At 60.1% G+C, this 13,362-nt stretch carries 18 protein-coding genes and 1 tRNA gene; 7 read left to right on the top strand and 12 right to left on the bottom strand.

The features are described 5' to 3' along the window. Positions 1-10 precede the first annotated feature (10 nt). Positions 11-520, top strand: a complete 510-nt coding sequence (locus P0D52_RS11090; RefSeq protein WP_394692717.1) for a nuclear transport factor 2 family protein — start codon at positions 11-13, stop codon at positions 518-520. Positions 521-575: 55 nt separating this feature from the next. Here P0D52_RS11090 and P0D52_RS11085 read toward each other — a convergent pair whose 3' ends face one another. The 5 genes from P0D52_RS11085 to P0D52_RS11065 all read right to left on the bottom strand — a co-directional run bounded on the left by P0D52_RS11085 (position 576) and on the right by P0D52_RS11065 (position 4,203). Further along, on the bottom strand, positions 576-1,517 hold the full coding sequence (locus P0D52_RS11085) for an electron transfer flavoprotein subunit alpha/FixB family protein (protein ID WP_394692716.1): 942 nt from the start codon (positions 1,515-1,517) through the stop codon (positions 576-578). Beyond that, positions 1,518-2,267, bottom strand: a complete 750-nt coding sequence (locus P0D52_RS11080) for an electron transfer flavoprotein subunit beta/FixA family protein (RefSeq protein WP_394692715.1) — start codon at positions 2,265-2,267, stop codon at positions 1,518-1,520. Between the two features lie 181 nt (positions 2,268-2,448). Then, entirely contained in the window at positions 2,449-3,036 is a 588-nt protein-coding gene (locus tag P0D52_RS11075) for a YceI family protein (protein WP_394692714.1), read from the bottom strand. A 121-nt stretch (positions 3,037-3,157) separates the two neighbouring features. Then, positions 3,158-3,631 carry an NADAR family protein gene (locus tag P0D52_RS11070; protein ID WP_394694790.1) on the bottom strand — a complete coding sequence of 158 codons (474 nt, stop codon included), beginning with the start codon at positions 3,629-3,631 and terminating at the stop codon, positions 3,158-3,160. Beyond that, a complete protein-coding gene (locus P0D52_RS11065; RefSeq protein ID WP_394692713.1) occupies positions 3,631-4,203 on the bottom strand; it encodes a cob(I)yrinic acid a,c-diamide adenosyltransferase in 573 nt (190 codons plus the stop codon). The genes P0D52_RS11070 and P0D52_RS11065 overlap by 1 nt, the downstream gene beginning before the upstream one ends. A 101-nt stretch (positions 4,204-4,304) precedes the next feature. Between P0D52_RS11065 and P0D52_RS11060 the strand changes: the two genes are divergently transcribed. Then, a complete protein-coding gene (locus P0D52_RS11060) occupies positions 4,305-5,360 on the top strand; it encodes a serine hydrolase domain-containing protein (RefSeq protein WP_394692712.1) in 1,056 nt (351 codons plus the stop codon). A 4-nt stretch (positions 5,361-5,364) separates the two neighbouring features. Here P0D52_RS11060 and P0D52_RS11055 read toward each other — a convergent pair whose 3' ends face one another. The 4 genes from P0D52_RS11055 to gluQRS all read right to left on the bottom strand — a co-directional run bounded on the left by P0D52_RS11055 (position 5,365) and on the right by gluQRS (position 8,577). Beyond that, positions 5,365-5,571 (bottom strand): twin transmembrane helix small protein, encoded by a 207-nt coding sequence (locus tag P0D52_RS11055; RefSeq protein WP_187166597.1) that lies wholly within the window; start codon positions 5,569-5,571, stop codon positions 5,365-5,367. 62 nt (positions 5,572-5,633) lie between these two features. Beyond that, positions 5,634-6,710, bottom strand: a complete 1,077-nt coding sequence (locus tag P0D52_RS11050) for a Rieske 2Fe-2S domain-containing protein (RefSeq protein ID WP_394692711.1) — start codon at positions 6,708-6,710, stop codon at positions 5,634-5,636. Between the two features lie 10 nt (positions 6,711-6,720). Next, positions 6,721-7,653 (bottom strand): DMT family transporter, encoded by a 933-nt coding sequence (locus P0D52_RS11045; protein ID WP_394692710.1) that lies wholly within the window; start codon positions 7,651-7,653, stop codon positions 6,721-6,723. Positions 7,654-7,701: 48 nt separating this feature from the next. Beyond that, positions 7,702-8,577 (bottom strand): tRNA glutamyl-Q(34) synthetase GluQRS, encoded by an 876-nt coding sequence (gene gluQRS / locus P0D52_RS11040; RefSeq protein ID WP_394692709.1) that lies wholly within the window; start codon positions 8,575-8,577, stop codon positions 7,702-7,704. A 65-nt stretch (positions 8,578-8,642) separates the two neighbouring features. On the opposite strand from gluQRS, the gene P0D52_RS11035 reads away from it, so the two are divergent. After that, positions 8,643-9,302: an alpha/beta hydrolase gene (locus P0D52_RS11035; protein ID WP_394692708.1), complete on the top strand. Its 660-nt coding sequence runs from the start codon at positions 8,643-8,645 to the stop codon at positions 9,300-9,302. 187 nt (positions 9,303-9,489) lie between these two features. Beyond that, positions 9,490-10,053 (top strand): HNH endonuclease, encoded by a 564-nt coding sequence (locus tag P0D52_RS11030; protein ID WP_394692707.1) that lies wholly within the window; start codon positions 9,490-9,492, stop codon positions 10,051-10,053. Here P0D52_RS11030 and P0D52_RS11025 read toward each other — a convergent pair. Continuing rightward, positions 10,050-10,616: a demethoxyubiquinone hydroxylase family protein gene (locus P0D52_RS11025; protein ID WP_394692706.1), complete on the bottom strand. Its 567-nt coding sequence runs from the start codon at positions 10,614-10,616 to the stop codon at positions 10,050-10,052. The genes P0D52_RS11030 and P0D52_RS11025 overlap by 4 nt on opposite strands. Continuing rightward, positions 10,613-11,131, bottom strand: coding sequence for a disulfide bond formation protein B (locus tag P0D52_RS11020; protein WP_394692705.1), 519 nt, complete (start codon positions 11,129-11,131; stop codon positions 10,613-10,615). The genes P0D52_RS11025 and P0D52_RS11020 overlap by 4 nt, the downstream gene beginning before the upstream one ends. A gap of 91 nt (positions 11,132-11,222) precedes the next feature. Between P0D52_RS11020 and P0D52_RS11015 the strand changes: the two genes are divergently transcribed. Next, on the top strand, positions 11,223-11,576 hold the full coding sequence (locus tag P0D52_RS11015) for a hypothetical protein (RefSeq protein ID WP_394692704.1): 354 nt from the start codon (positions 11,223-11,225) through the stop codon (positions 11,574-11,576). Here the strand turns inward: P0D52_RS11015 and P0D52_RS11010 are convergent. Continuing rightward, entirely contained in the window at positions 11,573-12,211 is a 639-nt protein-coding gene (locus tag P0D52_RS11010) for an exopolysaccharide biosynthesis protein (protein WP_394692703.1), read from the bottom strand. The two genes, P0D52_RS11015 and P0D52_RS11010, sit on opposite strands and share 4 nt — an antisense overlap. A 102-nt stretch (positions 12,212-12,313) precedes the next feature. Here P0D52_RS11010 and P0D52_RS11005 point away from each other — a divergent pair. Next, positions 12,314-12,398 (top strand) — tRNA-Leu (locus tag P0D52_RS11005). A 271-nt stretch (positions 12,399-12,669) separates the two neighbouring features. Then, complete coding sequence (locus P0D52_RS11000; RefSeq protein WP_394692702.1) at positions 12,670-13,344, top strand: alternative oxidase; 675 nt, start codon at positions 12,670-12,672, stop codon at positions 13,342-13,344. Positions 13,345-13,362 lie beyond the last annotated feature (18 nt).

Raw genomic sequence — 13,362 nt, 5'->3', positions numbered from 1 at the left:
GGAGTTGATCATGCATCATGTTAAAGGCTTGGCGCTTTGCGCCGCACTTCTGGCCCTGACCACGCCCGTGCAGGCCGACGATACCGCCAGCATCGATCGCATCGTGACCGCGGTCTATGACGTGATTTCAGGCGAGGTCGGCGAGGAGCGGGACTGGGATCGTTTCCGCAGCCTGTTTGCCGAGGGCGCTATAATGACATCGGTGAATCCGTTACCGGACGGCAGCACGCTGGCGAGCACTTTTACGCCGGAAGACTATATTGCCCGGCACGGACCGGCATTGATGCAGATCGGCTTTGTCGAACGCGAAACCCGCCGGGCGGTTTACCGCTACGGGGAGGTCGCCACCGTGCTGACCGCCTATGAAGCCTCGCGCGGCGATACGGGCGAGGTGTTTCTCACCGGCGTGAACACAATAGTGCTGGTCCATACCGGCGGCGAATGGCAGGTGAACTCCATCACCTGGCGCAATGGTCCGGCCATTCCCGTGGATGAGGCCTTCATGGTTCAGGCCGAATAGAAAAAGCCCCGGAGCGTCGCTCCGGGGCTCTTCATTTTCACAGACGCTGAAGCGGCTAGAGACCGGCTTTGGTCAGCTCGGCTTCCAGTTCCGGCAGCGCATTGAAGAGGTCTGCCACCAGACCGTAATCCGCCACCGAGAAAATCGGCGCTTCTTCATCCTTGTTGATCGCCACGATGATCTTGGAATCCTTCATGCCGGCGAGGTGCTGGATGGCACCGGAAATACCAACGGCAATGTAGAGTTCCGGCGCGACGACCTTGCCGGTCTGGCCGACCTGGTAATCATTCGGCACGTAACCTGCGTCCACCGCAGCGCGCGACGCGCCCACAGCGGCATTCAGCTGATCGGCGATCTTGTCCAGCAGAACGAAATTGTCGCCGGACTGCATGCCGCGACCGCCGGAGATGACGATCTTGGCGGCGGTCAGCTCGGGGCGGTCCGATTTGGACAGCTCTTCGGAGACGAATTCCGACTTGAACGGACCGGCCGGGGCATCGATGGACTCGACACTGGCAGAGCCGCCATCGCCGGCCTTTTCGAACGTCGTCGGACGCACCGTGATGACTTTCTTGGCGTCGGACGACTGCACCGTCATCATCGCATTGCCCGCATAGATCGGGCGCACGAAGGTATCGGCGCTTTCCACGGCGGTGATTTCGGAAATCTGCATGACGTCCAGCTTGGCCGCGATCCGGGGCGAAAAGTTTTTGCCCATGGTCGAGGCGACGGCCATCATCACGTCGTAATTATCCATCAGCGGCAGAACGAGCGCTTCCATGGCTTCAGCAGTCGGCTTGGCAAAGGCCTCGCCATCCGCATGCAGCACCTTGGATACACCCTCGATACCGGCAACGGCCTTGGCAATATCGCCCGCACCGGATCCCGCCACGAGAACATCGATATCGCCGCCGATTTCCTTGGCGGCCGTGATCGCGGCGCGCGTGGCGTCGTTCAGGGAAGTGTTGTCGTGTTCGGCAATGAGAAGAATAGCCATCTAGATCACCCCTTCCTTGTTCTTCAGCTTGTCGACCAGCTCGGCGACGCTCTCGACCTTGATACCGGCCTCGCGTTTCGGCGGTTCGGACACTTTCAGCACTTTCAGCCGTGCAGCCGTATCAACGCCGAAATCGCCCGGTGCCTTCACATCGATCGGCTTGCGCTTGGCCTTCATGATGTTCGGCAGGGAGGCATAGCGCGGCTCGTTCAGGCGCAAATCGGTGGTGATGATGGCCGGCATTTCAACGGAAATGGTCTGCAGGCCGCCATCAATCTCGCGGGTCACATTGGCCTTGCCATTGGCGACCGCGACTTCCGAGGCAAAGGTCGCCTGCGGCCAGTCGAGCAGCGCGCCCAGCATCTGGCCGGTCTGGTTGCAGTCATCATCAATCGCCTGCTTGCCGAGGATGACGAGCTCCGGGCTTTCTTCCTCGACTACTTTCGCCAGAAGTTTGGCAACCGCCAGAGGCTCGACGGCATCATCGGTCTTGATTAGAATGCCGCGATCAGCGCCCATGGCGAGCGCGGTGCGGATGGTTTCCTGGGCCTGTTGCGGCCCGATCGAGACAACGATGATTTCATCGACGCCGCCCTTTTCCTTCATGCGCACGGCTTCTTCCACCGCGATTTCGCAAAAGGGATTCATCGACATTTTGACATTGGCGAGGTCGACGCCGCTCTGGTCCGGCTTGACGCGGACTTTCACATTGTAATCGACCACCCGTTTGACGGGCACGAGTATTTTCATGGAGCTTCCCCGGTCTGCGCGGGACAGACCGCCCCGCATCAATCCACTGGTTATCGAAATAGGGCGCGAAACTGCATTTGCCTACCACGGAAGTCAACGGCTGTGCGGCACCGCACAATGCCGCATGCAAAAAGGCCGGACACGGGGTCCGGCCTTTCATTCAGAGTGACGTTGACGTCACTTATTCGGCGTCGCTCTCGGCGACTTCCAGTTCCGTATTGATGGTCAGGATGACTTCATCCGAGACAGCGACGGGCGCATAGATGCCCACTTGCGGGCTCCAATCGGTCCGAACCAGCGTGGATGTCGCGGTGAAGCCCGCCGTACCATCATCGCGCAGGCGATTGAGGGTGACATCCAGGGTCACCGGAACCGTCACGCCGACAATCGTCAGATCACCCGTCATCGTGCCGGTCACGCTATCCTCGGTCTCGAAACCGGTCGCCACGAAATGCGCGGTCGGGTACTGCGCGGTATCGAAAATATCGGGCGAATTCAGGTGGCCAATGAAGCGATCATGGTGGGCACCGGCCCACAGTCCGTCGATCAGGTTGAAGGTGATATCCACCGTGGAGTTTTCCGGATTGTCGAAATCCAGAAGCAACGTGCCTTCATAATCGGTGAATTGTAGCGACTGGCGAGACAGGCCCTGGTGCATCCAGGTGGCGCTGATCTCTGTATGGCCACGGTCGAACTCATAGGCGACCGGGTCGGCGAAGGCGGTTGCGGCGGCCAGCGCGGCGACGGCAGTAGCGGTCAGGACTTTCATGGGGGAGGCTCCCTGTCTGGTGAATCAATCTGCGGCATCGCGCCGCAACACATCCGGATATAGGCGGGGCGGGGGTGGAGACAAACCGGCCCGGAAACATATGACTGTTTCCGGTCAGGAATTAATCTGGAGCGACCAAGCGGTCGCGAATATCCATCAGGATTTGGCCGAGAAGATTTTCCCCACGCCACTGATTGGGGTCTTGCGCTCTTGGATCGTCCGCACGCAATCCAATCGCCCAGATGACATCATTGGGATTCGCTTCCGCGAGGATGGCGTTCCCCGTCCGCAATAGTTTCTTCGCAAGGCCATTATTTTGCGAAAACTTCAACCAGTTGGCCTGAAAGACAATGCGATGTCGTTCGCGCTTCCAGACCACCTCGTCGAAGCCAGAAACACGGCTGCCCATAAGTTTTTGCTCGTAGGAATTTTCGCACGCCATGATGCGAGCGGCCATGGCATGATCACCGAACAGACGGGCTTTGGCAGCCATCATATATTGTTCGGCCGAGTTGTAGGTAATGTCTTCCTCTACGAAATTCGCCGGATGCCACTGACTGAGCGGACCTTTAAGGAAAAATTCGATCTCCGGCATCATCTGTCCTTGCCCGGCACCCATTTCACATCGGCCCGGCCCTCATCATTGGCGATGCGCGCGAGCACAAAGAGCAGGTCCGAGAGCCGGTTGAGATAGCGCACGGTCTCCGAATTCAGCCGGTCATCCACCTGTTGCAGGGCGACGGTGCGCCGCTCGGCCCGGCGGCAGACCGTGCGCGCCAGATGCAGGCGGGCGGAGGTTTCCGAGCCGGCGGGCAGGATGAAACTGTCGAGCGGATCCAGATTCGCATTCCATTTGTCGATCGCGGCTTCCAGAGCCTCGACCTGCCTTGAGGTCACGCGCAGCGGCTCATAGCCGAGGTCGGCGCCGGTATCGGGTACGCACAGATCCGCCCCGAGATCGAACAATTCATTCTGTACCCGCGCCAACAGTGCATCGACAGCTTCGTCTGCAACCGCGCGGCGGGCCACGCCGATAACGGCATTGGCTTCGTCGACTGTGCCATAAGCCTCGACCCGGATGTCGGTTTTGTCGACTTCGGACATATCGCCCAGGCGCGTGCGGCCCTGATCGCCGGTCTTCGTGTAGATCTTGGTCAGCCGCACCATGGGATTCCCGTCCTTATTGTTCCGGTTGTGCCGCAAACTGGATCAGGCAGGATGGGCTTTCAAGACATGAAAAGCTTGGGGCCCGTCCAATGTTGCGATCCGTGTTTGCACTTCTTTTGCTGTTTTCGTCTGCCGCCTATGCGCGGCAGGATGTACAGGCGCTGGCGGATGAGCTGGTTGAGGCCGGTTCGCCGGGTGCGGTGGTTTTGCTGATCACGAGCGATGTTCAGCTGACATCCGTGGCCGGAGAGCGTCAGGCCGGCAGTGGCGACATGATTGAGCTGAATGACCAATGGCATCTCGGGTCGAACACCAAGGCCATGACCGCGCTGCTGGCGGCCCGGCTGGTTGAACGCGGTCTGATCGCCTGGGACACCACGCTCGGCGAAACGCTGGGGCCACGGTTCGACCGGATTGATCCGGTGCTCGCGGATGCGACGCTGGCAGACCTTCTGCAACACCGGTCGGGCTTGCAGGCCAATGCGGGCCGGCTGACCTCGCTGGCGCTGGCCGGCATTCTGGGGGACCGGGATCCGCAGGCCGATCGCCATCCCTATCTGCGTGAATTGCTCCGCAATCCAGCCAATAATGGCGGTGAATTCCTTTATTCCAATGCTGGCTATGTCGCTGCCGCGATGATGCTGGAAACCGTCTCCGGCGAAAGCTGGGAAAGCCTCATTCAAACAGAGCTATTCGACGAGCTGGGTCTCGAAAGTGCGGGCTTCGGCCCTCCGCAAGGCGATCAACCGCAAGGGCACCGGACCAGCTGGGGCCGTCTGACGGCGGTCGGAACGGATGCCGGAGCTGATAACCCGCCGGCCATGAACCCGGCCGGGCGCGTTCACATGTCGATGCCGGATTACGCCGTCTTTCTGCGCCTGGTCATGGCCGGCGCGCGCGGCGAGGAAAGCGATTATCTGTCGCCGGAAAGCTGGCAGACCCTGCTGACGCCGCCGGACGGTGCCGACTATGCGATGGGCTGGGGCATGGGCGCGGATGGATCGCTGCGCCATGCCGGGTCGAACACGATGTGGTTTGTACAGGCTGCGATCTGGCCGGAGGAAGGCCGGATAGCGGTCGCGGGCGTCAATGAGGGACGCATCGATCAGGTCGCACCGCGTATCCGCGGCGTCCTGAACCAGCTGGCGCCCGACTAGGCCGTTAGCCCGCCATCGATTGCTTGATCATGAATCCGACGACCATCAGCATGATGGCGACAAACTGGATGCCGACGCGATAACGCATCAGGATGTTTGATCGCGCCGAAGCACCTTCGCCACCTCTGGCCATGTTGAAGAAGCCGAGAAACAGCGTCACCAGCACGGCCAGCATCGCCACGACAATCAGGATGTTGAGAAATATAATCATGACGCCTCACATAGGCCCGGCAATGCCATTGGTCCAATCACGGATTGTCGCACCTGCGGGGTCTAGCTCCGCCATCGCAGCGTCGTCGGTTTTTTCACCGGATTGACGAAGTCCGCGCCGTCTTTGCGGTGCTTTTCCCAGTTCCGCCGCAGCGCCAGATACCATTTCGCCGGTATGTCGCTGTCATGGATGAACATTTGTGGTGGATCATAGGACATGCCGATGGCTTGCGAATCCACGGCCGCTGAATCCTGTTCCATGAAGATATGCATGCCCCGCCGGATCAGCCATTTCGGTACGAAGCTGACCGCGGGATGGTTCCAGTAGAGAATGACCGAGATGATGGTCTTGGCCGCATTCACCGGCGTCACAATCGTCACCGTGGTGACATGCTTGTCGCCCGCCTTCATGTATTCCGGCCGCAGGCCCGGCAATTCCAGCCTGATCTCGGTCGTGATGTCCGTGCCGAAGAGCTTGTAGATGAAGGAATTCGATGACGGCTTGTGCGGCAGCATGGAAAAGCCGCGCTCGATTGGCCCGAACGTCTTGGCCTTTTCATGCATGGTTTTCGGCGTACGCCACCAGGACTGGTTATGGATATAGGGAATATGCGCCGGATCCATCAGGCTGATGACGGCGGCATCCATATCGCAGTTGAAGTCGCACTCATCATGCATGCGGATTTTTGAATCGGCGGGGATGTCGAGGGTCGGCGGATCAAGGCAGGGCTCGGCCTCCGCATCATAGCCAAACCAGATCCAGATCACGCCATAGCTTTCATGCACGGGGTAGGTGCGCGCTTTGATCTTTGAAATATCCATGCCCTCGGTCTGCTCGGCCGTCAGAGAGGGAATGTTCGCGCACTGGCCATCGGGGTGGAAGCGCCAGCCATGATAGGGGCATTGCACTTGTGTGCCGGTTTCGGTTTTCACAATCTCCCCGCCGGACAGGAGGATCGCCCGGTGCGGGCAGATATCTGTCATCGCGAAGGCCTCACCGTCATGGGTGCGGCCAAACAGGACCAGCTCGCCGAGGCGTTCCTTCTGGACCATCTGGCCGGGTTTGATCTCGCTGCCGACCATTCCGAAATACCAGAGGTCGCGCAGGAAGACGTCATCTTTGCCGTTTGCGTTTGTCATGGCTCTGTCTCTAGCCGCCCGGAGGCGGTTTCGCCAAGCCGCGAGATGCCGCAGTCCGCGATTTGCGCTGCACCCACCAGACGCCGGTCAGAACCAGCGCGGCCCCGGCATACTGGATCGGGGCAAAGGCCTCGCCGAACATCAGCCAGCCCGCGATTGAGGCAACAACCGGTTGGATCAGGATAATGATGGAGGCCACAGGCGCCGGAACTCGGCCCAGCCCGAAGGCCACGCCGCCTTGTCCGATAATCTGCACACCGACCGCCAGCCCGATCAGCACCAGCCAGTCGGTCAGGGAGCCGGGCAGAATGGTTTCGCCAAATCCCAGAGCCGTCAGGCCGAGGATTGGAGAGCAGACGAGGACAGTGAAAAAGATCACCGTACCCGTCGACGCAAATCGCCGGGCCTGCCGCACGGCAAGGATATAGGCGGCATACCAGACGGCGGTAGCCATGGAGAGCACATCGCCCGGCCAGCGCTCCGGCGCGACGGTGATATTGCCCGCGGACAGGAGCGAAGCCCCGGCAACGGCCAGCCCGGCGGCGAACATGAATTGTCTGGTGATCTGCTCCTTGAAGATCAGCCAGGCCGCCAGCACCACAAAGACTGGCTGGAGATTGGCGAGGAAGGTCGCATTGGCGACACTCGTGATCTTGATGCCGGCATGCCAGAAGGCGAGATCGCCGGCGAACAGGAGGCCGGGCAGGGCCAGATAGAGCCAGCGTTTCCAGCCGGATGGCGTGTCCGGCTTGCGCGGTGGATCGCGGTCAAACTGCATCCACAGGAAAGCGAACGGGATGGCCAGCGCCATGCGCCAGAAGCCGACGGTTTGCGGGCCCAGTTCGGACAGCTTCACCAGGGGCGCGGCCATACCGATGGCAACAGCCCCCATGATCAACACGAGAAGGCCGATCAGCGCGGATTTTTCATTTGGCTCGCTCATGCCCCCTCCCTGAAATTCCCGCATATACCCCTTGCGGGAAAAGGGAAATCACCAATCGAAGCCAAGCTGCTGTCGAATGTCAGCAGCCTCTGCGCCGGCCTCACGCAGGGATCGGAGTGTCTGGGCCTTGTCGCGCTTGGCAAAGCGCGCTCCGTCCGCGCCGGTCAGCAGGTCATGATGCCGGTAAACCGCAGCGGGCAGGTCCAGCAAAGCCTGCAAAATCCGGTGCATGGTTGTGGCAAAGAACAAATCCTGCCCGCGAATGACATGGCTGATATTCTGCGTCGCATCATCCAGCGTGACGGCGAGGTGATAACTGGTGCCGATATCCTTGCGCGCCAGAATGGCATCGCCAATCAGGTCCGGCTGAATGGCGCAGATACCCGTTTCGCCATTCGGTCCCTCTCCGGTCTCCTCAAAGGTCAGGCGGGACAGATCGCCCAGCCGCTGCTGTACCGCCGCCATCGACAACCGCCAGGCATAGGGTTCTCCGGCAGCGATTTTCTCCGCTTCCGCGTCGGCGCTGAGCGGTTCGGCGGGGCCGGGATAAATGACGCCTTCCGGGCCTTCGCCGGGATGGTGCGGGGCACGACCGATATCCTCGAGGATTTCCTTGCGGGTTTTAAAGCAGCGATAAACGACGCCCATCGCCTTCAACCGCTCCAGTCCGGCACGGTATGCGTCAAAATGTTCGGACTGGCGCCGGACGGGTGCCTCCCATTCCAGCCCCAGCCAGTCCAGGTCCTCGAAAATGGCCTCTTCGAATTCCGGCTTGCAGCGGATCGTATCAATGTCTTCGATCCGTAATAGAAACCGCCCGCCCGCTTTTTGCGCGGCCGCGAAGACGGTCAGCGCCGAAAAGGCATGGCCCAGATGCAGATGCCCGGTGGGCGAGGGCGCAAAGCGGGTGATGAAATCCGTCATGACATCTGTTTCGCGCCTGCGCTTGCCCGCTTCAAGTCCTCAATCCGCGCTCTATAGTCCGCGCCATGATGATTGACGGACCCCGACAACCGCCCGCAAACGGCCAACGCCCGCGCAAGCTCGCCATTCTGGTCCATGGCTATGGCGCCAATGGCGAGGACCTGATCGGTCTCGCCGGCCAATGGGCGCAGCAATTGCCGGACGTGCAATTCGTGGCGCCCAACGCGCCGCAGCCTGTGCCGGGCGCGCCCAATGGCTATCAGTGGTTCCCGATCACGCGGCTCGATCCGCAAGAAGCGAATCGCGGTGTGGAGTCCGCAGCGCCCGTCCTCGATGCCTTTATCGATCAGGAAATCACGCGCTATGGCCTGGCCGCAGGCGATGTGGCGCTGGTCGGTTTTTCACAAGGCACGATGATGTCCCTGCATTGCGGCCTGCGCCGCGCGCAGAGCCTGGCGGGTATTCTCGGCTATTCCGGAGCCATGCCAAGCCGCATGACGCTGAAGGAGCAGATCCGCTCGCGCCCGCCCATCCAGCTGATCCACGGTGATCGGGACGATGTCCTGCCGCTCGGCATGATGTTCGACGCCGGACAGGGCCTTTGCGATGCCGGCGCCTCCTGTCAGTGGCACATTTCGCCGGGTATTCCGCACGGCATCGGCCCGGACGGGCTTGAAATCGGCGGCCGTTTCCTCGGCAAGGTCTTTTCCGGCGCCTATTCCTGACGCACCTGAAAAGGTTAACGCCGGTGTCATAGGCGTGTTACGCTATTCGCGGTATAAATTGATCAAGTTGGACTTCGGCGTGATTCGCTGGGAATCCCGCCGGTTGGCCGGACCGGGAGGTGTGTGTTCAGGACTTTTGATCGGCATATGCATTTAACTGGCCCCGCTCGGGATATGGGAGGGTGTCATGCAAGTGCTTGATAAAGCCCCTTCGGGCTGGCCCTGCCTCGTTCTGAACGCCGATTATCAGCCATTATCCTATTGGCCGCTCTCCATCTGGAGCTGGCAGGAGGCGGTGAAAAACGTCTTCCTGGAACGTGTGACCGTCGTCTCCAATTATGACGATCTGATCCATTCACCCTCCATGGAGATGCATGCGCCGTCCGTTGTGGCGCTGCATGAATACGTCACCCACAACCGTGCGCCGGCCTTCACCCGCTATAATGTCTGGCTGCGCGATGGCTTCAGCTGCGTCTATTGCGGCCGCGACAAGGTCGAGGATCTGACCTTTGACCACGTCCTGCCGCGCTCGCAGGGCGGCGATACGTCGTGGGAGAATATCGTTGCCGCCTGTTCGCCCTGCAATCTCAAAAAGGGTGGCCGCACGCCGCAACAGGCGGGCATGAATCTGCCGCGCCCCTACCGGCCCAACATGCATCAATTGCAGGCGCAGGGCCGGCGCTTCCCGCCGAAATACCTGCATGCGAGCTGGCTCGATTATCTCTACTGGGACAGCGAGTTGGAGCGCTAAATCTTGGTCGTAATGCCGATGGCGGTGCGGCAACCGGCTTCAATCAGCTTTGAGAGCACCGGATAGCCGAACGCATCTTTCGCGCCTTCATCAACAGCCAGATTTTTGTGCGCAACTTCCTCGTCGCGGAAAGTTGTGAAGGTCTCGGCCAGATCGGCTTCGCCGGAAACTTCCAACTCGGCAATCTGGTCGGTGTAATGGCCTTCAATGACTGTTTCGACGGCTTCGGTGCAGGCATGGGCGGCTTTCTCGCCCATCAACGCCGTTGCCACGCCAAGCGTGCGCCCGGCGATTTTCCAGATCGGCATCAGGGCGGTCGGGCGAACCTTGCGTGTGCGGATAAAGCCGTCAAACGCATCCAGGTGAGCCTGCTCATCTTCCGCCATATGGCGCAGCTGATTGGCAATGCGCACCTTGGACGGGATTTTGCCGAACACCGCCAGCTGGCCTTCATAGATCGCGACCGCGCCGTATTCCCCCGCATGATCGACGCGGATCATCTCGGCGATTCGGGTTTCGTCGGACTTGTGGCCGGGCAAAGGCGGGCGAGGGGCGCGGCTCATCGGCGTTTGATCCCGATGAAGACCGAGGCAATCGCCAGCCCGGCGGACATCAGCGCATTATACCCGGCCATCGAAATGCCCAGCAGTGTCCACGCTGCTTCATCACACAGAACGATCGGGCCGCCCGTGCCATCCAGTATTGCGAGCAGGTCGCTTGAGTTGACGTCGACATTGGCAGTGGCACCGGCCGTGCAGGTGGCCGGACCATCCCACCAGTCATATTCGATCCCGGCATGCCAGCCGGCAAACCCGGCCGAATAGACAAAGATCGCGCCAATGATCAGGCAGATCCACATGGCATAGGGCTGAACCGGCTTTTGCGTCAGCGCCAGACCGCCGATCAATCCCACCGCAATCACCGCCTGATGAATATGCCGTTGATCATAGCAGAGCGCGCACGGGTCATAACCCAGCACATACTGGAAGAAATACGCCCCGCCGAGGATGAGCGCGGAGGCCAGCGCGGCCAGAAACGGCCAGCGCTGTGCGGTCAGGCAGGTCATGAGCGTTTTCATGAAATGAAGTTTAGTCTCACGCCGCGCCTTGGCAAAGCGCGCATTCAGCCGCAGGGTGCGTTCCCAGATCACTATACCGAGATCGACCTACATGGGTTATTTGAGCCAGAAAGACCGAGTCTATACTTTGCGGTCGGACGATTACGATATCGGCGGAACGTATACTGCCCGTATATTGTCGGAAGCGCACGCCAGAAATGGCGCGGAAGCATACTTTATCGAAATCGAGCCAACCGGCGATTTCTCACGATACGGGATGAGTGACAGCGTTTCCGAGCTTATCGTTTCCAGTCGCCATAAAGGTGTTGGTTTTAGCGACATCCAAAAGAACGGCAGGATCTTCGTGAACGTATTTTCGATCAGAACCGGGCTATTTGGGCGCAGGCTTTCAACTGCGGGTCGGGCCAATCACATTGCCATCGCTGTTTTGTCCACAGTGGACTAATTGCTGACTGCGCTGCGAATCCATTCAATCACCGCATAGATCAGGGCGGGTCCGCCGACGACCAGTATCGTGATCCAGACGAGGCCGAGTATCAGACCCGCAAGGATCAGCAATCCATCCCGCGTGATCAGGCCCAGCGAGGCAATGGCCACGGCAACCCCGGGAGTTGAATTGGTCAACGGCAGCGGCACGAGGATCGACGCGCAGAACAGGCAGTATACACCGCCTACAATCCGCTCGCCGATCTGGCCGGACAGAAAGAGCAGGCGCGGGCGCGCAATCGCCTCGATCCAGCCAAACCAGCGCCTCGCCTGACGCCCCATTGTCTGCAGCCCGTCTTTCGACAATTGCCGCGACCGGAAGCGTTCCGGCATCCAGGGTTCGCCGCGCCCGGCGGCCATCTGGAAGGCCAGCGCCATCATCGGCAGGGAAATGATTTGCGGAATGCCATAGAGAAAGGGAATACAGACCGGAATGGCGAGCGCGAACAGAATGACGCCGAAGGCCCGTTCGCCCAGCGATTCCATGAAATCGCCGAGCGTCAGCCCCTCATCCGGTGCCGTTTCGCCAATATGGACCAGACGGGCCACAAGGCCCTCGGGGACATCCGGGTTCGGAATATGCGCGTCGCTCATGCGCTTCCTCATAAGTCGATCTGCAATCCAATGCGAGCCCTCAGCGCGCCGCTATTGAAATTCCGCACAAGTGAAGGCAGTTTCCGCCCCCTGCTCAGGATTGCCCCTGTGGCGGAACTGGTAGACGCGCCGGATTCAAAATCCGGTTTCTTCGGAAGTGCCCGTTCGATTCGGGCCAGGGGCACCATTCCTAGCCGGTCTGCCGGAGGCAGAAAAATTGATCCAGTGAATCAATTTTAGGCGGAGAATGCCCCGGCAGGGGCCTTCGCTCGCTGCGCGAGCTTCGGCTTGGCAAGCCAGCCTTCGCGTGTGAGGGAACCCTTCGGTGGGAATATCGGTTTTCATCCATGCCGCGGCCATTCCGCACGCGGTCATTTGGTCGCCTCGCATTGCACCAGCCGGGCATTTATATCCGAAAAGGATTAAGCCGGTCAGGACGACCGGGAAAGGTTTTCGCAATGAATACCCAAAGCGCCGATATCGGCATCGATTATCACCGCAAGGCGACCGGACCGAGCGACCGTATCGCTTTTGGCTTTGTGAAGATGTTGCGCTTCATCGCCGATCGCTTTTTCCGCAAGCGTTACGGGCACCGCGCCGTCGTCCTGGAAACGGTGGCGGCCGTGCCGGGCATGGTTGGTGGCCTCCTCCAGCACCTCAGCTCATTGCGGCATATCCGCGATGATCACGGATGGATTCGCGACCTTCTGGACGAGGCCGAGAATGAGCGCATGCACCTGATGACCTTCGTGAAAATCGCCCGGCCAAACGTCTTCGAGCGCCTGCTGATCATGATCGTTCAGGCCATATTCTATAACGTCTACTTCTTCATCTATCTGTTTGCGCCCCGCACGGCGCACCGCATTGTCGGTTATTTTGAGGAAGAAGCCGTCACCAGCTATACGCGGTATCTGGAAGAAATTGATGCGGGCGCGCTCGAGAATGTGGCTGCACCACGGATCGCGATTGAGTACTGGAACCTTCCTGAAGACGCCCGTTTGCGCGATGTGGTCATTGCCGTCCGGGCCGATGAGGCCGGGCATCGCGACAAGAATCACCAATTCGCGGATGATTTCGATGCGGGCCGCCAGCCGGGCCGGGCTCGAAATCATGATCGCGACGATGACAGATAGCGTTTGCTGAAGCGGTGC

Source organism: Hyphobacterium sp. (assembly GCF_043584775.1).
GTDB lineage: Bacteria > Pseudomonadota > Alphaproteobacteria > Caulobacterales > Maricaulaceae > Hyphobacterium.
The sequence above is the reverse complement of the archived record's forward strand: the minus strand, read 5'-3'. Positions and strand labels throughout refer to the sequence as shown.